Below are 20,841 nucleotides of genomic sequence, written 5' to 3' on the forward strand. Positions count from 1 at the left end.
TTTCATAATGCGCGCTTATTGGATCATCCAATGATCCACGCGCCCCGTCAGAGGTAAGTCGATTCCCATGAAACGCACCGGCCGCACCCTGGTACTGGGCTGCCTGTTGCTCCTTCAGCCGCTGCTCGCGCAAGCACAAGCAGGCGGCAACTCGTTGTTGATCCCAGCGATGGGTCATTGCACCCTCAATACTCAGCCCGAAAGCCAGGCGCAAGCGCTGAGCGCCTGTCAGACACTGGCCGACAGCGGGGATGCGCAGGCTCAATACGAGTTGGGCGAATTCTTCCACGACAGCAAAAACCCTGCACATGACTTGAACAAGGCCTTGAGCTTCTTCGAGAAAGCCTCGTTGCAAGGCCATGCCCAGGCGCAATTCCAGCTGGGCAGCATGTTCTTCCACGGCGAAGGGGTGGCAGCCAATAACGTTCAGGCATATATCGTGCTGAAAATGGCAGCGGTCAACGGCGCTGAAGACGCGCTGGACACCGCTGACGAGGTGGCCGAGCACATGCAGCGCGATGAGCTGGAAGTGGCGACCCAGGTGCTGGGACAGATTTTCCGCAATTATCTACAGGAACTGCAGAGTGCGGATGGGCGCTCGCCTTTCTCTCCCCTGCCCTGACTCTTCAGCGCCTTTGAAGGCCCTTTCGCGAGCAAGCCCGTTCTCACACTTGAACGCATTCCAAGCTTGGAAATCGGTCAAGTGTGAGAGCGGGCTTGCTCGCGAACGGCGCGACGCGGTCTAACACCCTACTTTTCAGGCATCGGCATCGGAAACGGCATGACATTGCTCATTCCACGCGCCTCGCTGATCTTGGGCGTACCCAGGCGCTCGACTTCATCGATACGCACAATCGAATGCATCGGTACAAAACTGCGCACCACGCCTTCAAACTGGGCCTTGAGCTTTTCCTCGCCCGGGTCGACGACCAGCTGCGTGCGCTCGCCAAAGACGAACTCTTCCACTTCCAGGAAGCCCCACAGATCACTTTGATAGATCTGCTTGGCGTACATTTCGAACACCTGGCCCTGGTTAAGGAAAATCACCTTGTAGATTGGAGCTTCACGTTTGGTCATGGGGGACGAGTAACACATCGGGGATATAAAAGAGGGCGCGAACTATAGCATGGCACCCGATGCACAGCGCTAGGAACCAATGGATATGCCCCCTATAATGCGCGGTTCTTTACCACCAGTTGACGATCCCCCATGGCCAAGAAGCTTTACATCGAAACCCACGGTTGCCAGATGAACGAGTACGACAGCTCGCGCATGGTGGATCTGCTGGGTGAACACCAGGCCCTGGAAGTCACCGCCCGCGCCGAAGATGCCGACGTGATCCTGCTCAACACCTGCTCGATCCGTGAGCGGGCCCAGGACCGCGTCTACTCGCAACTGGGCCGCTGGCGTGAGCTGAAACTGGCCAATCCGGAGATGGTGATCGCCGTCGGCGGCTGCGTTGCCAGCCAGGAAGGTGCGGCGATCCGCGATCGCGCGCCGTATGTCGATGTGGTCTTCGGGCCCCAGACCTTGCACCGCTTGCCGGAAATGATCGACGCAGCCCGTTCCACCAAGCTGCCGCAGGTCGATGTGTCATTCCCGGAAATCGAAAAATTCGATCACCTGCCCGAACCCCGTATCGACGGCCCGAGTGCCTACGTGTCGGTCATGGAAGGCTGCAGCAAGTACTGCACCTTCTGCGTCGTGCCTTATACCCGCGGGGAGGAAGTCAGCCGGCCGTTCGACGACGTACTGGCAGAAATCATCCACCTGGCCGAGAACGGCGTGCGCGAAGTCACCCTGCTGGGCCAGAACGTCAACGGTTATCGCGGCCTGACCCACGACGGGCGCCTGGCCGACCTGGCGGAATTGATCCGCGTGGTCGCTGCGGTCGACGGGATCGAGCGGATTCGCTACACCACCTCACACCCCCTGGAGTTCTCCGACAGCCTGATCCAGGCCCACGCCGAGGTCCCGGAGCTGGTCAAGCATTTGCATTTGCCGGTGCAATCGGGCTCGGACCGTATTCTTTCTGCGATGAAGCGCAACCACACCGCCCTGGAATACAAGTCCAAGCTACGCAAATTGCGCGCCGCTGTACCGGGCATCTGCATCAGTTCGGACTTTATCGTCGGCTTCCCCGGCGAGACCGAGAAAGACTTCCAGCAGACCATGAAACTGATCGAAGATGTCGGTTTCGACTTCTCCTACTCGTTCGTCTACAGCCAGCGCCCCGGCACCCCGGCCGCCGACCTGCTGGACGAAACCCCGGAAGAGCTGAAGAAAGAGCGCTTGAACGCCCTGCAACACCGTCTCAACCAACAGGGGTTCGAAATCAGCCGACAAATGGTCGGTTCGACCCAGCGTATTCTGGTGACCGATTACTCGAAGAAAGACCCAGGCGAGTTGCAGGGGCGTACGGAGAACAACCGAATCGTCAACTTCCGCTGCGACAACCCGACCTTGATCGGCCAGTTCGCCGACGTGCATATCGACGCGGCACAACCGCACTCGTTGCGCGGCTCGTTGATCCAGTAACCCATCAATATTTCTGGCAGATGGAGATCAAAAAGTGGGAGCGGGCTTGCTCGCGAAGACGGTGGGCCGGCCAACACATGTATCAACTGATCCGCCGCCTTCGCGAGCAAGCCCGCTCCCACATGGGAATCGCACCACACTCAGGCTATTTAAGTGCTTTCGCACACCGGCGCCTGGCGTTATCCTCTATTTCACCCAAACAGCCAAAGGGCGGCTAAAAGCAACCTTGAACGCACCCATAGTAGAACCCCATCGTTTCCTCCTCGAGCCCTTTGAGGCTCGCCGCTTCGCCAATCTGTGCGGACAGTTCGACGAGCATTTGCGCCTGATCGAACAACGCCTGGGCATCGAAATCCGCAATCGCGGCAACCAGTTCGAGCTCATTGGTGAACCCCAACACACTGCGTCTGCAGAAAACCTGCTGCGTCGCCTCTACCGTGAAACCAAGGGTAGCGAGCTATCGCCGGAAACCGTGCATCTGTACTTGCAGGAATCCGCCGTGGAAGACCTGGCGAACAACCCGGTCGCCGAAGCCAGCGTGGCGCTGCGTACCAAAAAAGGCATGATTCGCCCACGCGGCTTGAATCAGCAGCGCTACGTCAAAGAGATTCTCGGCAACGACATCAACTTCGGCATCGGCCCGGCCGGTACCGGCAAGACCTATCTGGCCGTGGCCTGCGCGGTGGATGCACTGGAGCGTGAACAGGTGCGACGCATCCTGCTGGTGCGCCCTGCGGTGGAAGCCGGCGAAAAGCTCGGTTTTCTGCCCGGCGACCTCGCCCAGAAAATCGACCCGTACCTGCGCCCGCTCTACGATGCGCTCTATGAGATGCTCGGCTTTGAATACGTGGCCAAGCTGATCGAGCGCCAGGTGATCGAAATTGCTCCACTGGCCTACATGCGTGGCCGGACCCTGAACAACAGCTTCATCATTCTTGACGAGAGCCAGAACACCACTGTCGAGCAAATGAAGATGTTCCTGACCCGTATCGGTTTCGGCTCCACCGCCGTGATCACCGGTGACATCACCCAGGTCGACCTGCCCAAGGGCACCAAGTCGGGCCTGGGCCAGGTGATCGAAGTGCTCAAGGACGTGCCGGGGATCAGCTTCACCCACTTCATGCCCAAGGACGTGGTGCGCCATCCGCTGGTCCAGCGCATTGTCGAAGCTTACGAGCGCTTCGAACACCGCGACGATGGATTGTCCAAGGACGCCCGCCGCGATGCTTGAGCTTGATCTGCAATTGGCCACCGAAGCGCCCGCCCCCAGCGAAGAACAATTCCGTCAATGGTGCGCACTGGCCTTGCGCCAGCGCAGCGCCGACTCGGAACTGACCATTCGTCTGGTGGACGAGCCTGAAGGCCGCGAACTAAATCACACCTGGCGCCAGAAAGACTACGCGACCAACGTGCTGTCATTCCCCGCCGACGTACCCGACGAGCTGCTGGATATCCCGCTGCTGGGTGATCTGGTGATCTGCGTCGAGGTGGTGGAGCGCGAAGCGAAGGAACAAGGCAAGGCACTTGAGGCCCACTGGGCCCACTTGGTCATGCACGGCTGCTTGCATCTGTTGGGTTACGACCATATAGATGACGAAGAAGCCGAGGAAATGGAAACACTGGAACGAACGTTGCTTGCAGAGTTGGGTCATCCTGATCCGTATGCAGACGACGAACACTAATCGACACTCAACTGAAACAATCAAGGATTTAGAGTAATCGCTATGAGCGAAGACCGATCGAGCAACGGGCAAAAGTCATGGCTGGGTAAGATCACCCAGGCTTTTGCCCACGAGCCGAAAAACCGCCAGGAGCTGCTGGAGCTGCTGCGCGAGGCCCATCAGAACAAATTGCTGGACAGCGAAGCGCTGGCCATCGTCGAAGGCGCCATCCAGGTCGCTGACCTGCAGGTTCGGGACATCATGGTCCCACGCTCGCAGATGATCAGCATCAAGGCGACCCAGACCCCACGGGAGTTCCTCCCGGCCGTCATCGACTCGGCGCACTCGCGCTACCCGGTGATCGGTGAAAGCCATGACGATGTCATGGGCGTTCTGCTGGCCAAGGATCTGCTGCCGCTGATCCTCAAGGAGAACGGCGACAACTTCAACATCAAGGACTTGCTGCGCCCGGCAACCTTCGTACCTGAATCCAAGCGCCTGAATGTGCTGCTGCGCGAGTTCCGCGCCAACCACAATCACATGGCCATCGTGATTGACGAATACGGCGGTGTTGCAGGCCTGGTCACCATCGAAGACGTGCTGGAACAAATCGTCGGCGACATCGAAGACGAGCACGACGTCGAAGAAGACAGCTACATCAAGCCACTGCCCAGCGGTGACTTCCTGATCAAGGCGCTGACGCCTATCGAGAACTTCAACGAGTTCTTCGACAGCGAGTTCTCCGACGATGAATTCGACACCGTCGGCGGCCTGGTGATGAGTGCATTCGGCCATTTGCCCAAGCGCAACGAAACCACGGAAATCGGCGCCTATCGCTTTCGCATCCTGAATGCCGATAGTCGCAGGATTCACCTGATCCGCCTTACACCTATTGCCCGCTAAGGACTGACATGCGCCGTCTCACCACACCCGGCTGGCCCGGTAATCTGCTGGCCGTGGTGGCCGGCGCCATCACCACCCTGGCGTTGGCGCCTTTCGATATCTGGCCGCTGGCACTGGTGGCGGTCGGGTTTTTCTATGTCGGGCTGCGTGAGCTGACACCGCGCCAGGCCTTCGGGCGTGGCTGGTGTTTCGGTTTCGGCCTGTTCGGCGCCGGTACCAGCTGGATCTACTACAGCATCCATCATTTCGGCGGCGCGTCGGTGTTGCTGGCCGGGCTGTTGATGCTCGCGTTCACCGCAGCCATTGCCTTGTTCTTCGCACTACCGGCCTGGCTCTGGACCCGCTGGATCCGGCGCAATGAAGCGCCGTTGGCCGATGCCTTGGCGTTTGCCGCATTGTGGGTGGGCCAGGAAGCGTTTCGCGGCTGGTTCCTCACTGGTTTCCCTTGGCTCTACTCCGGCTACAGTCAGCTTGACGGACCTCTTGCAGGATTGGCGCCGCTGGGCGGCATCTGGCTGATCTCCTTCGCCTTGGCACTGACCGCCGCATTACTCTGCAACCTGCCGCGCTTGCTGGCCACAAAATCTAATCTGTTTATCGGCGCCGGCCTGCTGTTATTGGTCGCTCCATGGGGGATTGGGCTGGCACTCAAGCACCATGCCTGGACCAGCCCCGCCGGCGCACCGCTGACGGTGGCGGCGATTCAGGGCAACGTCGAACAAAGCATGAAGTGGGACCCGGAACAACTCAGCGCACAACTGGCGCTGTACCGAGACATGAGCTTTGCCTCCAAGCGTGTCGACCTGCTGGTCTGGCCGGAAACCGCCGTGCCGGTGCTCAAGGAGTCCGTGGAGGGCTACCTCGGGATGATGGGCAAGTTTGCTGCCGATCGGGATTCAGCGTTGATTACTGGCGTGCCAATCCGCCAGGAACTTCATCAGCAGAAACGCTATTTCAATGGCATCACCGTAGCCGGCGAAGGTGATGGTACGTACCTGAAACAGAAACTGGTGCCGTTTGGCGAATACGTGCCACTGCAAGATGTGTTACGCGGACTGATTGCCTTCTTTGACTTGCCGATGTCCGACTTTGCCCGCGGTCCTTCTGACCAGGCGCTGCTGCAAGCCAAGGGTTACCAGATTGCGCCGTACATCTGTTACGAAGTGGTCTATCCCGAATTCGCCGCCAGCCTGGCCGCCCGCAGCGACCTGCTGCTGACCATCAGCAATGACACGTGGTTCGGCACCTCCATCGGCCCCTTGCAGCATTTGCAAATGGCTCAGATGCGCGCCCTTGAAGCCGGCCGCTGGATGATTCGCGCCACCAACAACGGGGTTACCGGCCTGATCAACCCTTTCGGCCAGATCACCGCACAGATCCCGCAATTCGAGCGCGGCATTCTCTACGGCGAAGTTGTGCCGATGCATAACCTGACGCCGTACCTGCAATGGCGCTCATGGCCGTTGATCATTGCGTGCCTGCTGCTGTTCGGTTGGGCGTTGCTGGCGGGCAGGATGGCAAAAACCGTCTAGCAGACAAACACAAAACCCAATGTGGGAGCGGGCTTGCTCGCTCCCACATTTATCCTGCGGTGTTACCTGTAAAACAACCGATATCCCACCTGCCCCACCGCCTCGTTCAGCAACTGCCCGCTCTGCCACACCGACTTGAACTCTGGCATCCAGCCGCCCAGCGGTCGCGCATTATCGACACCCAGAAACCCGACGGGCGCCGGCACCACGGTAAATCCGGCCTTTTCAAAACTCCAGACCGAACGTGGCATGTGCCAAGCCTGGGTCACGACCACCACACGCTTAATGCCTTGAGGCAGTAAAATCTGCGCACTCATTTGCGCGTTCTCCCAGGTGGTACGGCTGCGCTCCTCCTTCCAGCGCACGCTGACGCCAAAGTCATCACGCAGCGATACCGCCATCAATTCTGCCTCGCTGGGCGGCGTGCCATAGTGCTGGCCGCCTGTGGTCAATACCGGCAAGCCCGAAGCCTTGGCCAGCCTGGCGGCGTAACGCTGGCGCTCGAGACCAATTCCGGTGGGCTGATCCGAACCCCATGCCGGGTCGCCCCGCTCACGCCCCGAGCCCAATACCACAATCGCATCGGCCCGCTGAGCCAGGGTCGCCCATTCGTCAAGCGCCAAGGGCGGCTCCGTCTCCAGGGCGTTGGCGCACCATTGCACTACCACTGGCAGGCTCATCAGCCACATCCCGCCCAATCCCAGGGCAAAGCACACCGCAGCGAGGCGCGGACGACTGCGGCGAAACCACCAGGCAAATGCCAGCAACAGCAACAGAATGCCGGGCGGCAACAACAATTGTTTAATGAAATAACGAATAGGCATCGAGCATCTCCAAAGATGCCCGAAGCCTAAGGTGTAACGGGGTTCAGCGACAATCTTTGGAAGATTGAAAGAGGTACTGGATAACGATGATCAGGCGACAAGTGCTACTTGAATCTTGCGGACCGGCGTTTTTCCGGGCCACGACCAGTCGACACGTCCTTGAGCCATACAACCTTGGCCGAGCGTGCAGGCTCCTTGATTGGCGGTGGTGCCAACCATTGCGGCGCCGTACGTTCGTTCAAGTCCAGATAAGCCTTGATCACTTCAAACTCCGCAGGGCTCAAGCCTCGCAGTTCCAGCTCATCGGGCCGCTCATCACGCAATCGGCCCGCAGTTCTTGCCACGTCCAGTGCTCGACCGAGACGGTCGATCAGCCCTTCGTAGATTTCCGGTTTCGTTAACATTCGCTGCGTATCGACCATCCCTCACCTCATTGAAGATAAGACTCACTCCCCAATAAACAGCGTAGCTGTGCTGGCGAAACCGACCAGACGCCGCGACCAACGGCCTGCGCTGCGCAATCAGGGTTTCCCTCGATAGAGTGGGGTCATGTATGCTACGGCGCTTCCTGTAACTCCACTTCCAGCAGGGTTTGGGCATGGACGCGCTGTTTCTGACGGCGATCTCCCCAAGCGTTGCATTGAAGAGGATTAGGCCACCCCTATTCAGTTCAAAAGTAGCCATGCACGAACAATATCAGCCCCGTGAAATAGAAAATGCCGCCCAGTCGTTCTGGGACGAGCAAAAGTCCTTTGAAGTCAGTGAGCAGCCAGGCAAGGAAACTTTCTATTGCCTGTCGATGTTCCCTTACCCCAGCGGCAAGCTACACATGGGGCACGTGCGTAACTACACCATCGGCGACGTGATTTCCCGCTACCAGCGCATGCTCGGCAAGAACGTCCTGCAACCCATGGGTTGGGACGCGTTCGGCATGCCGGCGGAAAACGCCGCGATGAAAAATAACGTAGCGCCGGCCAAGTGGACCTACGAAAACATCGCCTACATGAAGACCCAACTGCGCAGCCTGGGCCTGGCGGTGGACTGGTCACGCGAAGTGACCACCTGCAAGCCCGATTACTACCGCTGGGAACAATGGCTGTTTACCCGCCTGTTCGAAAAAGGCGTGATCTACCGCAAGAACGGTACCGTGAACTGGGACCCGGTCGACCAGACCGTACTGGCCAACGAACAGGTGATCGACGGACGCGGCTGGCGTTCCGGCGCGCTGATCGAAAAGCGCGAAATCCCGATGTACTACTTCAAGATCACTGCTTATGCAGATGAACTCTTGTCGAGCCTCGACGATCTGCCGGGCTGGCCCGAGCAAGTCAAGACCATGCAACGCAACTGGATCGGCAAATCCCGTGGCATGGAAGTACAGTTTCCGTACAACGTCGACTCGATCGGCGAAGCGGGCACCCTGAAGGTTTTCACCACCCGTCCGGACACCCTGATGGGCGCGACCTACGTCGCCGTGGCCGCCGAACACCCGCTGGCTACCCAAGCCGCACAGAATAACCCTGAGCTGCAGGCGTTCATCGCCGAATGCAAAGGCGGCAGCGTTGCCGAAGCCGACGTCGCCACCCAGGAGAAAAAAGGCCTGCCGACCTCCCTGTTCGTCGAGCACCCCCTGACCGGTGAAAAGCTGCCGGTATGGGTCGCCAACTATGTGCTGATGCACTACGGGGATGGCGCAGTAATGGCTGTGCCGGCCCATGACGAACGCGATTTCGAGTTTGCCACCAAGTACAACCTGCCGATCAAGTCCGTGGTGCGCACCAGCTCCGGTGACACCAACCCTGCCCCGTGGCAGGACGCCTACGGCGAACATGGCACCCTGATCAACTCCGGCGAGTTCGACGGCCTGGACTTCGTGGGTGCCTTCGACGCCATGGAAGTGGCGCTGATCAAGAAAAACCTTGGTGCCTCGCGCACCCAGTTCCGCCTGCGCGACTGGGGCATCAGCCGCCAGCGCTACTGGGGCTGCCCGATCCCGATCATCCACTGTGAAACCTGCGGTGACGTGCCTGTGCCGGAAGATCAACTGCCGGTGGTACTGCCCGAAGACGTGGTGCCGGACGGTGCCGGTTCGCCGCTGGCACGCATGCCCGAGTTCTACGAGTGCAGTTGCCCGAAATGTGGCGCACCGGCCAAGCGTGAAACCGACACCATGGACACCTTCGTCGAGTCCTCCTGGTACTACGCCCGCTACGCTTCGCCACACTATGAAGGCGGCCTGGTCGAGAAATCGGCGGCCGACCACTGGTTGCCGGTGGATCAGTACATCGGCGGTATCGAACACGCCATTCTTCACCTGCTTTACGCACGCTTCTTCCACAAGCTGATGCGCGACGAAGGCCTGGTCAGCTCCAACGAGCCGTTCAAGAACCTACTGACCCAGGGCATGGTGATCGCCGAGACTTACTATCGTCGCGAAGCCAATGGTGCCTACACCTGGTTCAACCCGGCGGACGTCGAGCTTGAGCGTGACAGCAAAGCCAAGGTCATCAGCGCCAAGCTGATCGCCGATGGCCTGCCGGTGGAAATCGGTGGCACCGAGAAGATGGCCAAGTCGAAGAACAACGGCGTTGACCCACAATCGATGATTGACCAGTTCGGCGCCGATACCTGCCGCCTGTTCATGATGTTCGCCTCGCCACCTGACATGAGCGCCGAATGGTCCGACTCCGGCGTTGAAGGTTCGCACCGTTTCCTCAAGCGTGTCTGGCGCCTGGCACACAGCCATGTTGGCCAAGGTCTGCCAGGCAAGCTGGACGTGGGCTCATTGACCGACGAGCAGAAACTCGTTCGTCGCAGCACCCACCTGGCCATCAAGCAAGCCAGCCAGGACGTGGGCCAGCACCACAAGTTCAACACTGCCATCGCCCAGGTGATGACACTGATGAACGTACTGGAAAAAGCCCCGCACGCCACAGAGCAGGATCGCGCCCTGATTCAGGAAGGCCTGGAAACCGTCACCCTGTTGCTGGCACCGATCACCCCGCACATCAGCCATGAACTGTGGGCACAGTTGGGCCACAGTGGTGCCGTGATCGACGCTGCCTGGCCGACAGTGGATGACAGCGCACTGGTACAGGACACCTTGCAACTGGTGATCCAGGTCAACGGCAAGCTGCGCGGCCAGATCGACATGCCCGCCAGCGCCAGCCGCGAAGAGGTCGAGGCCGCCGCTCGTATCAACGAGAATGTACTGCGCTTCACCGAAGGCCTGACGATCCGCAAAGTGATCGTGGTGCCCGGCAAACTGGTCAATATCGTCGCTAGCTAATCGGATCGGGCGCCGGGCCACCAACCCGGGCGCCGAACAAAACCTCCAGGGCCTCGATAAGGCCCATATGGTTTCAAGGGGAGCAACAAAATGATCAAACGCAATCTGCTGGTAATGGGCCTTGCTGTATTGCTGAGCGCTTGCGGCTTCCAGCTGCGCGGCACCGGCACCACCGAACTGGCGATCAAGGAACTGGACGTCAGTGCCCGTAACGCCTACGGCGAGACCGTGACCCAACTGCGTCAGGTTCTCGAGGACAGCGGCGTCAACGTCTACAGCGGCGCGCCTTACAAGCTGGTCCTGGTCAGCGAGAAAGAAACCCAGCGCAATATCAGTTACGCCAGCGCCGGTCGTGCTTCGGACGTCGAATTAAGCAGCGTGCTCGACTTCGAGATCCAGGGCCACGACCAACTGCCGCTGCTCAGCGACAAATTGCAGGTACAGAAAGTCGTAAGCCGCGACGGCAACAACCTGGTCGGTTCCGACTCGGAAAGCACCCAGGTGCGCAATGAAATGCGCCGCGACCTAGTACAGCGCATGGTCCTGCGCCTGCAGATGCTGAGCCCGGCCCAGTTGGACGCGCTTCAGCAAACCGCCGACGCCAAGGCCAAGGCAGAGGCCGATGCACTGAAAGCCGCGCAAGAGTACGAAAACAGCGTGCCGAAGCAATCACCTGTCGAAGTACCTGTCGAGTAAACCAGACAGGGCGCGTCAAGCGCCCTGTTCGACCCGCCTATGAAACTAGCTCCCGCCCAACTCGCCAAACACCTGCAAGGTGGCCTCGCACCCGTCTACATTATCAGCGGTGATGATCCGCTGTTATGTCAGGAGGCCGCCGACGCCATTCGCCAGGCTGCTCGCCAGCAGGGCTATGATGAGCGCCAGGTGTTCAGCGCCGACGCCAGCTTCGACTGGGGCACACTGCTGCAAGCCGGCGCGAGCATGTCGCTGTTTGCGCAAAAGCGCCTGCTGGAACTGCGCCTGCCTTCAGGCAAGCCCGGCGACAAAGGCGCGGCAGCCTTGATGGAATACTGTGCACGCCCAGCCGAAGACACGCTGCTGTTGATCAGCCTGCCCAAGCTGGATGGCAGCGCGCAGAAAACCAAATGGGGCAAGGCCCTGGTGGACGGACCACAAACCCAGTTCATCCAGATCTGGCCGGTGGATGGCAGTCAACTTCCACAGTGGATTCGCCAGCGCCTGTCACAAGCCGGTCTTACTGCCAGCCAGGATGCCGTAGAGCTGATCGCGGCCCGGGTCGAAGGCAATTTACTGGCAGCGGCCCAGGAAATCGAAAAGCTCAAGCTGATGGCCGAAGGTGGGCAGATCACACTTGAAACCGTGCAAGGCGCCGTGGCCGACAGCGCGCGTTTTGACGTATTCGGGCTGGTGGACGCGATCCTCAATGGCGAAGCCGCCCACGCCTTGCGCATGCTCGAAGGGCTGCGCGGCGAAGGAGTGGAACCGCCAGTGATTCTCTGGGCCCTGGCCCGGGAATTGCGTCTGCTGGCCAACTTGTCCTTGCAATACAGCCAGGGCATCCCGCTGGACAAGGCCTTCAGCCTGGCCCGACCGCCGGTGTGGGACAAGCGTAAACCGCTGATGAGCAAAGCCCTACAACGACACTCGGCGCAACGCTGGGCGCAATTGCTGCTGGAAGCCCAGCGTATCGATGCGCAGATCAAGGGTCAGGCGGCAGGATCGCCGTGGATGGGCCTCAGTCGCTTGTCGCTGCTGATGTCCGGCCAACGCCTGGCACTCCCCGCCGAATAATCCTCTCTCAAAAACACCATGAAGCCCGCACCCACATTTTGACTGTGTACACATCCAGATTTTTTATATTTCCTACACATCGCAGGGCTTTACAGCGGCAGAACTTCGGCAGATCATTTGCGCCGTTCCACCCACCCCACGAGAGTACCCATCATGAGCAAAAAGCCATCCAAGCATGGCCCCAACAAGGCCAAATCAATCATCGCCCAGCCATTGTTCCGCAGCCGCCAGGAACGTTCCGGCAAGGGCAAAGGCAGCTACCGCCGCGAAGCCTTCCAGTCTAATAGCTGGGAGGCTTCTTACTTTCTGGCTGCCTGAAGGCAAGCGCCCCTCTGGCATGATAAGGTTTGCACCTGATTCGTATTTCCTGGACCTGTGCATGCCCTCTAGTCTTCCCCATCGTTGGCACCTACGCCAATTGATCGCTGCCTCCAGCCTTATTCTGTTAGTCGCCTGCGCCGAAAAACCTACCGCCGCAGACGCTCAGCCCCTGCCTGCGCTGAAAACTGCACCGGTTACTGCACCGGCCGTGGTTGCGCCCCTGGCCGTAAACAACCTGGATATCCAGCCAACCCAAACCTTTGCCGAATGGCAAGCCGGGTTTCGCGTCGAGGCCCTGAAAGCCGGCATCACTGCAGCCGTGTTCGATACCGCGTTTGCCGACGTCAGCCCCGACATGGCCGTGATCCGCGCAGACCGCAGCCAGCCCGAGTTCTCCCGCCCGGTGTGGGAATACCTCGATGGCGCGCTGTCGCCTGTGCGAGTGCGCAATGGCAAAATCCTGCTGATCAGGCACGCCGCCATCCTGCAAAGTATCGAACAACGCTACGGCGTCGATCGCCAGATGCTGGTCTCCGTGTGGGGCATGGAAAGCAATTTCGGTCAGTATCAGGGCAACAACTCGGTGATCCGCTCCCTGGCGACCCTGGCCTACGAAGGCCGGCGCCCTGCGTTTGCCCATGCGCAATTGCTGGCCGCGCTGCAAATCATCCAGCATGGTGATATCCAGGCCGAACAGATGAAAGGTTCCTGGGCCGGCGCAATGGGTCAGACCCAGTTCATTCCGACGACCTACAACACCCACGCGGTGGACTTCGATGGAGACGGTCGCCGCGATATCTGGAACAGCTCCGCCGATGCCCTCGCCTCGACCGCGCACTACCTGCAAAGCTCCGGCTGGCAGAAAGGCCAGCCATGGGGTTTTGAAGTACAGCAACTGCCTGCCAGCTTCGACTACTCCCTGGCCGATGGCGTGGTGCGCAAACCTGTGGGCGAATGGTTGAAGCTGGGTCTACAGGTACCGCCCGGGGCCAGCGTCCCGGACAATGTCGAGCACCTGTCCGCCGCCTTGCTGCTGCCCGCCGGCCATCGCGGCCCTGCGTTCCTGGTATTGGATAACTTTCGCGCGATTCTCAAGTACAACAACTCGTCATCCTACGCGCTGGCTGTTGGCTTGCTGTCGCAGCGGTTTGGGAGCGAGGGCTTGATTCGTGGGCAATGGCCCAAGGATGAGCTGCCTCTGACCCGCTCCCAGCGGATTGAGCTGCAGACGGCGCTCAATGCCAAGGGTTATGACGCCGGCAACCCGGACGCAATTATCGGGGCCAACACACGCAAGGCGATTCGCGCAGCACAGCAGGCGCTGGGCCGGCCGGCAGATGGTTATCCGACGGTGAAGTTGCTGGAGTCGTTGCAGAGCCGCTAGATCTGCTTACGGCAACTACCGCTATCGGGAGCAAGCCCCCTCCCACATTTGGACCGCGTACATCCTTTGGAATGCAGTCAAAAATGTGGGAGGGGGCTTGCTCCCGATAGCGCCACGACCGGCGCCGACAATTTCAAGACTTGAACACCACGTCCTGCTCCAGGACCAAGACCTTGTCCCCCGCATCCAGGCGCACCTGAGCACCCATCGGCAACGTCAGGTTGGGATCGCAGTGTCCGCTGCGCCAGCCAGCCAGCACCGGAATGCACAACGGCGCAAAGGTCTGCTTGAGCAAGCTTTCCAGCGCAACGTTATCCACACCCGCCACATCCCCCACCAACACACCTGCCAACTGGTCCAGCTTGCCGGCCAGACGCAGATGGGTGAGCAAACGGTCAATGCGGTACAGCGGCTCATTGACGTCTTCGATAAACAGGATGATGCCCTCGGCATCGATCTCGTAGGCGGTCCCCATGGTGGCCGCGATCATTGAGAGGTTGCCGCCCAACAGGCGCCCGCTGGCGATACCTGGTTCAAGCGTGGTCAAGGGGAAAGCCACCGGCTGCGCCAGCCGGCTGCCGACCCTCAGTTTTCCGCGCAACAGGTTGAACAGCGACGACTCAGTGGGTTGTTGCTTCTCGCCCAGCAGGTCGGCATTAAGCATCGGCCCGTGAAACGTCACAAAGCCGGCATACCGATTGATCGCCAGGTGCAACGCGGTGATATCGCTGTAACCCACAAATGGCTTGGGGTTGGCACGCAGCAGGTCGAAATCCAGCGCCTCGAGCAAACGTGGCGTGCCGTAGCCGCCGCGCAGGCAGAGGATCGCATCGATTTCAGGGTTGGCGAAGGCCGCATGCAAGTCGCGCAGGCGCATTTCATCGCTGCCGGCCAGGTAGCCGTCGCGCTCGTAAACACCGGGATAAATGCGCAGCTCGTAGCCACGGGCACGCATCCATTGCCCGGCTTTTTCAACATCCAGCGCAGCAGGGCCGGCTGGGGCGATCAGGCCGATCACGCCCTCGGGGCGCAGGGCGGGTACGGCGGCGGCAAATTGAGTGGTCATCCCTGGAACTCCCGATATAACACGCAACGAAATGTGGGAGGGGGCTTGCTCCCGATAGCGTTGGCCCAGCCAGCACCTATAGTGACTGGCACACCGCAATCGGGAGCAAGCCCCCTCCCACACTGGATCTGCAGAGTTGCGCAGATCTTTATTACGAAACCAGGCTGGCCTTGACCAGTTTCGCCTGTTCGTCCGCATGGTACGAGGAGCGCACCAACGGGCCGGATGCCACGTTCTTGAAGCCCATCTTGTAGCCTTCTTCGGCAAACCAGGCAAAGGTGTCCGGGTGTACGAAACGCTGGACTGGCAAGTGGCTACGGGACGGTTGCAGATACTGGCCAAGGGTCAGCATATCGATGTCGTGTTCACGCATACGCTGCATGACTTCGATGACTTCTTCGTCGGTTTCGCCAAGACCCAGCATCAGACCGGATTTGGTAGGAATATGCGGCATCATCTGCTTGAACTTCTGCAGCAGGGTCAGCGACCACTGATAGTCCGAACCCGGACGTGCAGCCTTGTACAGGCGCGGCACGGTTTCCAGGTTGTGGTTGAACACATCTGGCGGCTCGGCGGCGGTGATTTGCAGGGCGACGTCCATCCGGCCACGGTAATCCGGAACCAGGGTTTCGAGCATCACGTTCGGCGACAGCTTGCGGATCTCGCGGATGCAATCGGCGAAGTGCTGGGCACCGCCGTCACGCAGGTCATCACGGTCTACCGAGGTGATCACCACATACTTGAGGCGCAGGTCGGCAATGGCAATGGCCAGGCTTTGCGGCTCGTTGATGTCCAATGGCTTCGGTCGGCCATGGCCAACGTCGCAGAACGGGCAACGACGGGTGCAGATGTCGCCCATGATCATGAAGGTCGCGGTACCACCGGAGAAACACTCGCCCAGGTTCGGGCAGGAGGCTTCTTCGCACACGCTGTGCAGCTTGTGTTTACGCAGCAGCGACTTGATGCGGTCGACTTCCGGCGAGACCGGGATGCGCACGCGAATCCAGTCAGGCTTTTTCGGCAGTTCGGTGGTCGGAATGATCTTTACCGGGATGCGTGCAACCTTCTCGGCGCCGCGCAGCTTGACGCCGGCTTCCACCTTGGCACGCGGGGCCGGGGCCGGACGCTCGGTGATGTCCAGCGTCGGGATCATGGTTTGCACAACATCAGTAGTCATATCAGTCGATTCCGCCCGTCAGGGTCGTCTGCTCAGCATAGTCGAGGTGTTTGACGAGCTGCGCGCGCAGCCGGGCACTTACCTCGGCAAATTCTATCGGTGTTGCGTGATCGCGCAACTGGGTCATCGGCAAGCCGGCGTAACCACAGGGGTTGATCCGCTTGAACGGTGCCAGGTCCATGTCCACATTCAGGGCCAGGCCATGAAACGAGCAGCCATGGCGGATACGCAGGCCCAGGGAGGCGATTTTCGCGCCCTCGACGTACACACCCGGTGCGTCAGGCTTGGCCACGGCGGTCACGCCGTAGCTGGCCAACAGCTCGATCAGGCAGGCTTCCATGCGACTGACCAGCTCGCGCACGCCAAACCCCAGCTTGCGTACATCCAGCAGCAAATACGCCACCAGTTGTCCGGGCCCATGGTAAGTCACTTGGCCACCTCGGTCGACCTGCACCACCGGAATATCCCCCGGCAACAGCAAATGCTCGGCCTTGCCGGCCTGGCCCTGGGTGAATACCGATGGATGTTCCACCAGCCAGACTTCGTCGGCAGCCGAGCTGCCACGCTCGTTGGTGAAACGCTGCATGGCATGCCAGACAGGCTCGTACTCCATCTGGCCGAGCTCGCGAAAGCCCAGAACCTGCGACATCACAGCACCATATGTACGAAGCCGGTGGCTCGCAGCTCGCTGTTGATGTTGTAGAGCTGGTCTTGATCGGTCGCAACGATGTGCAACTGAATCGTGGTGTACTTACCTGTGGAGCTGGATCGCTCATCCACACGGTTGTCGTTGATTGTCGCGTGTTTACGCACGATTCCAAGGATCGTGTCTTTACGGCCTACACCGGTATCGCTGATCACCTTGATGGGGTAATCCACCACAGGAAATTCGATTTTTGGCGCCTTTACTTCTTTATCGGTCATGGCAGAACGGCCTCGTAAGCGGTAAGCCGTGGCGACGGGCAAAGCCCCGCGTCGGATCAACGCGGGGCTTTGCAGGTGCACACAATCAGTTGAACAAACCGTAGAAGAATAGACGGATGCTATCCCACACGCGGCGGAAGATACCACCTTCCTCGACAGCGTCCAGCGCGATCAGGTCGGAGCTGTGAACAACCTTGTCGTCCAGCTTCACTTCCACTTTGCCGATTACGTCGCCCTTGGCGATAGGCGCAATCAGTTGCGGGTTCATGGTCATGCTGGCCGCAAGCTTTTTGAGCTGGCCTTTAGGCATGGTCAAGGTCAGGTCTTCAGCCAGGCCGGCCTTGATTTGACGCTCGATACCCTTCCAAACCGGGGCTTGAGCCAGCTCAGCGCCCTTCTGGTAGAAGGTCTGGGTTTCGAAGAAGCGGAAACCGTAGGTCAGCAGCTTCTGGGTTTCAGCCGCACGAGACTGCTCGCTGTTGGTGCCAAAGACCACGGCAATCAGACGCTGGCCGTCACGTACCGCCGAAGACACCATGCAATAGCCGGCTTCGTCGGTGTGGCCGGTTTTCAGGCCGTCGACGGTCTTGTCACGCCACAACAGCAGGTTGCGGTTAGGCTGCTTGATGTTGTTCCAGAAGAACTCCTTCTGGGAGTAGATCGCGTAGTGAACCGGGTCGACACGAATGATCGCGCGCGCCAGGATCGCCATATCATGGGCCGACGAGTAGTGCTCGGGGTTCGGCAGACCGGTCGGGTTCATGAAATGACTGTTGGTCATGCCCAGATCGGTGGCGGTTTTGTTCATCATGTCGGCGAACGCATCTTCGCTGCCGGCAATGTGTTCGGCCAAAGCGACGCTGGCGTCGTTACCGGACTGAATGATGATGCCGTGCAGCAAGTCGCTGACGGTGACCTGCGAACCGACCTGGATGAACATCCGCGAACCGCCGGTGCGCCAGGCGTTTTCGCTGACGGTCACCGGATCGTTTTCACCGATCTGGCCGCGACGGATTTCCAGGGTCGCGATGTAGGCGGTCATCAGCTTGGTCAAGCTGGCCGGCGGCAGGCGCTGGTCACCATTGTTCTCGACCAGCACGTTGCCGCTGGCGGCATCCATGAGCACGTAGGACTTTGCAGCCAGTTGCGGCGCCGCTGGCACCATGTCGACAGCCCAGGCAGCAGGCGCGATGATCAGCGGGACAAGCAGGCACAGGCGTTTGGCTAAGGTGGTGATGTTCATCCGTCTCTCGAAATTGCTTATGGAAACTTGCCCTTGCGGGCAAAACTATTGAGACAGCCCGTTGCCAGGCTGTCGCGTGTTCAGTTGCCAGCTCACCCTTGCCTTCGGGCTTTTATTATTCGATAGCCTGCAACCAGAGCCCCGGCTCGCGAACGAGCCTGAACCATCAATCCGCTACTGCTTATTACTCGGCGCTGACCACGCTGGGCTGGCCCAGATTGGCCAACCGAACGCTGTCCTGTACCTGGGCAATCTCGCCCGGCGAGCCAATCGGCCCAAGACGTACACGATGCAAAGTCTGCTGGTTACGCACGATGGAGCTGATAAATACCGGTGCGCTGACCATCCCGCTGAGCTTGGACCTTAACAGTTCTGCCGCATCCGGGTTGGCGAAAGCCCCAACTTGCAGGTACTGACCACCCGGCGCGCTACCCGGCGCGGCCTGCGGCACGGCCACTACCGGCGCAGCGTGTTGCTGTGGCGGTGGCGTCCATTGCTCGACCTTGCCCGCCGAAGCGGTGATCTGCGGTTGCGCGGCTTTCGGCTCGTTGAGCATCAGCGGTGCCGGTTTGCCACGCTGGGCCCAGTACTGGGCTGGATCGATACCTTCGACCTTGACCCGCGCGGTGCCGCTTTCGGCATAACCGAGCTTCTTCGCCGCAGCGTAGGACAAGTCGATAATGCGATCCGAATAAAACGGCCCACGGTCGTTGACTCGCAGGATCACCACCCGGTTGTTGTCCAGGTTGGTTACACGCACGTAGGCGGGCAGTGGCAAGGTCTTGTGGGCAGCACTCATGCCGTACAGGTCATAGACCTCACCGTTGGCGGTGTTCTGGCCATGGAACTTGGTGCCATACCAGGACGCGGTGCCCGACTGGACATAGTTCTTGGACTCTTGCAGCGGGAAGTAGGTCTTGCCCAACACGGTATAGGGGTTAGCCTTGTAGGCACCGGTATGCAGGGTTGGCGTGGCATCCGGGATGCGCGATACATCGACATCCCACCATGGCGCGCCGTCCTTGTGGGCACGGTTGATATCCAGGCCCGGCGTCGAACGCACGACGGTACCACCGGCCTTCGAGGCAGGTGGTCGACTGGTGGAACAACTGACAACCAGCAAGGACAATGCGGCAAGTGCCACCAGCTTGAGCGGTTTATTGAACGGCGATACCCGCATTAGCATTACTTGACGCCTCGTGCTTGAACCAACTTGTCTGACAGTTGATGTACGGCCATGGCGTACATCACACTGCGGTTATAACGCGTAATTGCGTAGAAATTCTTCAAACCCATCCAGTATTCCGGGCCGTCTGCGCCTTCCAGGCGGAAAGCGGTAACCGGCATATCATCGCGCAGCGCATCATGACTTGACCAGCCCAGCGCCCGCAACTCCCCAACGGTCTTGACCGGTTCGATCCCTTGCGTCAGCCCCTCATCGGCACGATCCCCGGTGACATCGGCGCGTATCACCACCGGCTCGCCACCGACCCAGCCATGGCGTTTGAAATAGCTGGCAACGCTACCGATGGCGTCATCGGGGTTGCTCCAGATATTGATATGGCCATCACCGTCAAAATCCACCGCATAAGCGCGAAAGCTGCTGGGCATAAACTGTGGCAAGCCCATGGCCCCCGCATAGGAGCCCTTGAGGGTCATCGGGTCGACCTGTTCTTCGCGGGCCAGCAACAGGAACTCACGCAGCTCCTTGCGGAAAAACTCGGCACGAGGCGGGTAATCGAAACCCAGGGTCGACAAGGCATCGATCACCCGGAAATTACCGGTGTTACGCCCATAAAAGGTTTCAACACCAATGATCGAGACGATCACCTGGGCCGGCACACCGTATTCCTGCTCGGCGCGGGCCAGCGCCACTTCGTGCTCCCGCCAGAAATCCACACCCCGCGCCACACGGGCGTCGGTAAGGAACATCGGACGGTATTCCTTCCACTGCTTGACGCGTTCGGCGGGACGGGAAATCGCATCGAGGATCGACTGCTTGCGCTGGGCTTCACGAAAAACCCCCATCAGCTGTTCGCCGGCGAAACCGTAGTCACGCGTCATCTCACCGACGAATTCGGCAACCTGGGGCGAGCCGTCGTAGTCGCCGGCCGACGCTTGCTGGCAAGCGCCAAAAGCACCCAGCAAGCCCAGGCAGGACGCATACCGGGTCGCCCAGCCGCGCATTGATTGCATTGACATCTTC

General features: G+C 59.9%; 21 protein-coding genes. 11 read left to right on the forward strand and 10 right to left on the reverse strand.

Annotated elements, in window-relative coordinates:
- Positions 1-67 precede the first annotated feature (67 nt).
- Positions 68-622: a tetratricopeptide repeat protein gene (locus OQ460_RS21290; protein ID WP_410019308.1), complete on the forward strand. Its 555-nt coding sequence runs from the start codon at positions 68-70 to the stop codon at positions 620-622.
- A 128-nt stretch (positions 623-750) separates the two neighbouring features.
- Here the strand turns inward: OQ460_RS21290 and OQ460_RS21295 are convergent, their stop codons facing one another.
- Positions 751-1,077: a DUF1820 family protein gene (locus OQ460_RS21295; protein WP_003215457.1), complete on the reverse strand. Its 327-nt coding sequence runs from the start codon at positions 1,075-1,077 to the stop codon at positions 751-753.
- 132 nt (positions 1,078-1,209) lie between these two features.
- Here OQ460_RS21295 and miaB point away from each other — a divergent pair, with 132 nt between their 5' ends.
- From miaB to lnt, 5 genes are all read left to right on the forward strand, one after another.
- The gene (miaB, locus tag OQ460_RS21300; RefSeq protein ID WP_410019309.1) at positions 1,210-2,538 is read left to right on the forward strand and encodes a tRNA (N6-isopentenyl adenosine(37)-C2)-methylthiotransferase MiaB; all 1,329 of its coding nucleotides are present in this window, start codon (positions 1,210-1,212) and stop codon (positions 2,536-2,538) included.
- A gap of 226 nt (positions 2,539-2,764) precedes the next feature.
- Positions 2,765-3,769, forward strand: coding sequence for a PhoH family protein (locus OQ460_RS21305; protein WP_410019310.1), 1,005 nt, complete (start codon positions 2,765-2,767; stop codon positions 3,767-3,769).
- The gene (ybeY, locus tag OQ460_RS21310; RefSeq protein ID WP_410019311.1) at positions 3,762-4,220 is read left to right on the forward strand and encodes an rRNA maturation RNase YbeY; all 459 of its coding nucleotides are present in this window, start codon (positions 3,762-3,764) and stop codon (positions 4,218-4,220) included. Before OQ460_RS21305 ends, ybeY begins: the two co-directional genes overlap by 8 nt.
- 42 nt (positions 4,221-4,262) lie before the next feature.
- Positions 4,263-5,102: an HlyC/CorC family transporter gene (locus OQ460_RS21315; protein ID WP_049711385.1), complete on the forward strand. Its 840-nt coding sequence runs from the start codon at positions 4,263-4,265 to the stop codon at positions 5,100-5,102.
- An 8-nt stretch (positions 5,103-5,110) separates the two neighbouring features.
- Entirely contained in the window at positions 5,111-6,634 is a 1,524-nt protein-coding gene (gene lnt, locus OQ460_RS21320) for an apolipoprotein N-acyltransferase (protein ID WP_410019312.1), read from the forward strand.
- A 62-nt stretch (positions 6,635-6,696) separates the two neighbouring features.
- Here lnt and OQ460_RS21325 read toward each other — a convergent pair whose 3' ends face one another.
- The gene (locus tag OQ460_RS21325) at positions 6,697-7,458 is read right to left on the reverse strand and encodes a YdcF family protein (protein ID WP_410019313.1); all 762 of its coding nucleotides are present in this window, start codon (positions 7,456-7,458) and stop codon (positions 6,697-6,699) included.
- A 104-nt stretch (positions 7,459-7,562) separates the two neighbouring features.
- A complete protein-coding gene (locus tag OQ460_RS21330) occupies positions 7,563-7,880 on the reverse strand; it encodes a hypothetical protein (RefSeq protein WP_410019314.1) in 318 nt (105 codons plus the stop codon).
- 260 nt (positions 7,881-8,140) lie between these two features.
- Here OQ460_RS21330 and leuS point away from each other — a divergent pair, with 260 nt between their 5' ends.
- From leuS to OQ460_RS21355, 5 genes are all read left to right on the forward strand, one after another.
- Positions 8,141-10,747 (forward strand): leucine--tRNA ligase, encoded by a 2,607-nt coding sequence (gene leuS, locus OQ460_RS21335; RefSeq protein WP_410019315.1) that lies wholly within the window; start codon positions 8,141-8,143, stop codon positions 10,745-10,747.
- Between the two features lie 90 nt (positions 10,748-10,837).
- Positions 10,838-11,443 carry an LPS assembly lipoprotein LptE gene (lptE, locus tag OQ460_RS21340; protein WP_410019316.1) on the forward strand — a complete coding sequence of 202 codons (606 nt, stop codon included), beginning with the start codon at positions 10,838-10,840 and terminating at the stop codon, positions 11,441-11,443.
- Positions 11,444-11,482: 39 nt separating this feature from the next.
- On the forward strand, positions 11,483-12,520 hold the full coding sequence (gene holA / locus OQ460_RS21345) for a DNA polymerase III subunit delta (RefSeq protein ID WP_410019317.1): 1,038 nt from the start codon (positions 11,483-11,485) through the stop codon (positions 12,518-12,520).
- A gap of 153 nt (positions 12,521-12,673) precedes the next feature.
- Positions 12,674-12,838 carry an alternative ribosome rescue factor ArfA gene (gene arfA, locus OQ460_RS21350; RefSeq protein ID WP_321863949.1) on the forward strand — a complete coding sequence of 55 codons (165 nt, stop codon included), beginning with the start codon at positions 12,674-12,676 and terminating at the stop codon, positions 12,836-12,838.
- 61 nt (positions 12,839-12,899) lie between these two features.
- Entirely contained in the window at positions 12,900-14,225 is a 1,326-nt protein-coding gene (locus OQ460_RS21355) for a lytic murein transglycosylase (RefSeq protein ID WP_410019318.1), read from the forward strand.
- A 133-nt stretch (positions 14,226-14,358) separates the two neighbouring features.
- On the opposite strand, the gene OQ460_RS21360 is transcribed toward OQ460_RS21355, so the two are convergent.
- The 7 genes from OQ460_RS21360 to mltB all read right to left on the reverse strand — a co-directional run bounded on the left by OQ460_RS21360 (position 14,359) and on the right by mltB (position 20,831).
- Positions 14,359-15,291: a S66 peptidase family protein gene (locus tag OQ460_RS21360; RefSeq protein WP_410019319.1), complete on the reverse strand. Its 933-nt coding sequence runs from the start codon at positions 15,289-15,291 to the stop codon at positions 14,359-14,361.
- Between the two features lie 151 nt (positions 15,292-15,442).
- A complete protein-coding gene (gene lipA / locus OQ460_RS21365; protein ID WP_410022078.1) occupies positions 15,443-16,444 on the reverse strand; it encodes a lipoyl synthase in 1,002 nt (333 codons plus the stop codon).
- A gap of 25 nt (positions 16,445-16,469) precedes the next feature.
- Positions 16,470-17,117 (reverse strand): lipoyl(octanoyl) transferase LipB, encoded by a 648-nt coding sequence (lipB, locus tag OQ460_RS21370; RefSeq protein ID WP_410019320.1) that lies wholly within the window; start codon positions 17,115-17,117, stop codon positions 16,470-16,472.
- The gene (locus tag OQ460_RS21375; protein ID WP_410019321.1) at positions 17,117-17,392 is read right to left on the reverse strand and encodes a DUF493 domain-containing protein; all 276 of its coding nucleotides are present in this window, start codon (positions 17,390-17,392) and stop codon (positions 17,117-17,119) included. The genes lipB and OQ460_RS21375 overlap by 1 nt, the downstream gene beginning before the upstream one ends.
- Positions 17,393-17,477: 85 nt before the next feature.
- The gene (locus OQ460_RS21380; protein WP_410019322.1) at positions 17,478-18,635 is read right to left on the reverse strand and encodes a D-alanyl-D-alanine carboxypeptidase family protein; all 1,158 of its coding nucleotides are present in this window, start codon (positions 18,633-18,635) and stop codon (positions 17,478-17,480) included.
- A 184-nt stretch (positions 18,636-18,819) separates the two neighbouring features.
- Entirely contained in the window at positions 18,820-19,815 is a 996-nt protein-coding gene (locus OQ460_RS21385) for a septal ring lytic transglycosylase RlpA family protein (RefSeq protein ID WP_410022079.1), read from the reverse strand.
- Positions 19,816-19,820: 5 nt separating this feature from the next.
- On the reverse strand, positions 19,821-20,831 hold the full coding sequence (gene mltB / locus OQ460_RS21390; RefSeq protein ID WP_410019323.1) for a lytic murein transglycosylase B: 1,011 nt from the start codon (positions 20,829-20,831) through the stop codon (positions 19,821-19,823).
- Positions 20,832-20,841 lie beyond the last annotated feature (10 nt).

Origin of the sequence: Pseudomonas imrae (assembly GCF_046352735.2) — a bacterium.
Lineage (GTDB): Bacteria > Pseudomonadota > Gammaproteobacteria > Pseudomonadales > Pseudomonadaceae > Aquipseudomonas > Aquipseudomonas imrae.

Excerpts from the sequence above, each read along its gene's own strand:
- OQ460_RS21290 (WP_410019308.1), top strand. The coding sequence starts at position 68 with ATGAAACGCACCGGCCGCACCCTGGTACTGGGCTGCCTGTTGCTCCTT.
- OQ460_RS21295 (WP_003215457.1), bottom strand. The coding sequence starts at position 1,077 with ATGACCAAACGTGAAGCTCCAATCTACAAGGTGATTTTCCTTAACCAG.
- miaB (WP_410019309.1), top strand. The coding sequence starts at position 1,210 with ATGGCCAAGAAGCTTTACATCGAAACCCACGGTTGCCAGATGAACGAG.
- ybeY (WP_410019311.1), top strand. The coding sequence starts at position 3,762 with ATGCTTGAGCTTGATCTGCAATTGGCCACCGAAGCGCCCGCCCCCAGC.
- OQ460_RS21315 (WP_049711385.1), top strand. The coding sequence starts at position 4,263 with ATGAGCGAAGACCGATCGAGCAACGGGCAAAAGTCATGGCTGGGTAAG.
- lnt (WP_410019312.1), top strand. The coding sequence starts at position 5,111 with ATGCGCCGTCTCACCACACCCGGCTGGCCCGGTAATCTGCTGGCCGTG.
- OQ460_RS21325 (WP_410019313.1), bottom strand. The coding sequence starts at position 7,458 with ATGCCTATTCGTTATTTCATTAAACAATTGTTGTTGCCGCCCGGCATT.
- OQ460_RS21330 (WP_410019314.1), bottom strand. The coding sequence starts at position 7,880 with ATGGTCGATACGCAGCGAATGTTAACGAAACCGGAAATCTACGAAGGG.
- leuS (WP_410019315.1), top strand. The coding sequence starts at position 8,141 with ATGCACGAACAATATCAGCCCCGTGAAATAGAAAATGCCGCCCAGTCG.
- lptE (WP_410019316.1), top strand. The coding sequence starts at position 10,838 with ATGATCAAACGCAATCTGCTGGTAATGGGCCTTGCTGTATTGCTGAGC.
- holA (WP_410019317.1), top strand. The coding sequence starts at position 11,483 with ATGAAACTAGCTCCCGCCCAACTCGCCAAACACCTGCAAGGTGGCCTC.
- arfA (WP_321863949.1), top strand. The coding sequence starts at position 12,674 with ATGAGCAAAAAGCCATCCAAGCATGGCCCCAACAAGGCCAAATCAATC.
- OQ460_RS21355 (WP_410019318.1), top strand. The coding sequence starts at position 12,900 with ATGCCCTCTAGTCTTCCCCATCGTTGGCACCTACGCCAATTGATCGCT.
- OQ460_RS21360 (WP_410019319.1), bottom strand. The coding sequence starts at position 15,291 with ATGACCACTCAATTTGCCGCCGCCGTACCCGCCCTGCGCCCCGAGGGC.
- lipA (WP_410022078.1), bottom strand. The coding sequence starts at position 16,444 with ATGATCCCGACGCTGGACATCACCGAGCGTCCGGCCCCGGCCCCGCGT.
- lipB (WP_410019320.1), bottom strand. The coding sequence starts at position 17,117 with ATGTCGCAGGTTCTGGGCTTTCGCGAGCTCGGCCAGATGGAGTACGAG.
- OQ460_RS21375 (WP_410019321.1), bottom strand. The coding sequence starts at position 17,392 with ATGACCGATAAAGAAGTAAAGGCGCCAAAAATCGAATTTCCTGTGGTG.
- OQ460_RS21380 (WP_410019322.1), bottom strand. The coding sequence starts at position 18,635 with ATGAACATCACCACCTTAGCCAAACGCCTGTGCCTGCTTGTCCCGCTG.
- OQ460_RS21385 (WP_410022079.1), bottom strand. The coding sequence starts at position 19,815 with ATGCGGGTATCGCCGTTCAATAAACCGCTCAAGCTGGTGGCACTTGCC.
- mltB (WP_410019323.1), bottom strand. The coding sequence starts at position 20,831 with ATGCAATCAATGCGCGGCTGGGCGACCCGGTATGCGTCCTGCCTGGGC.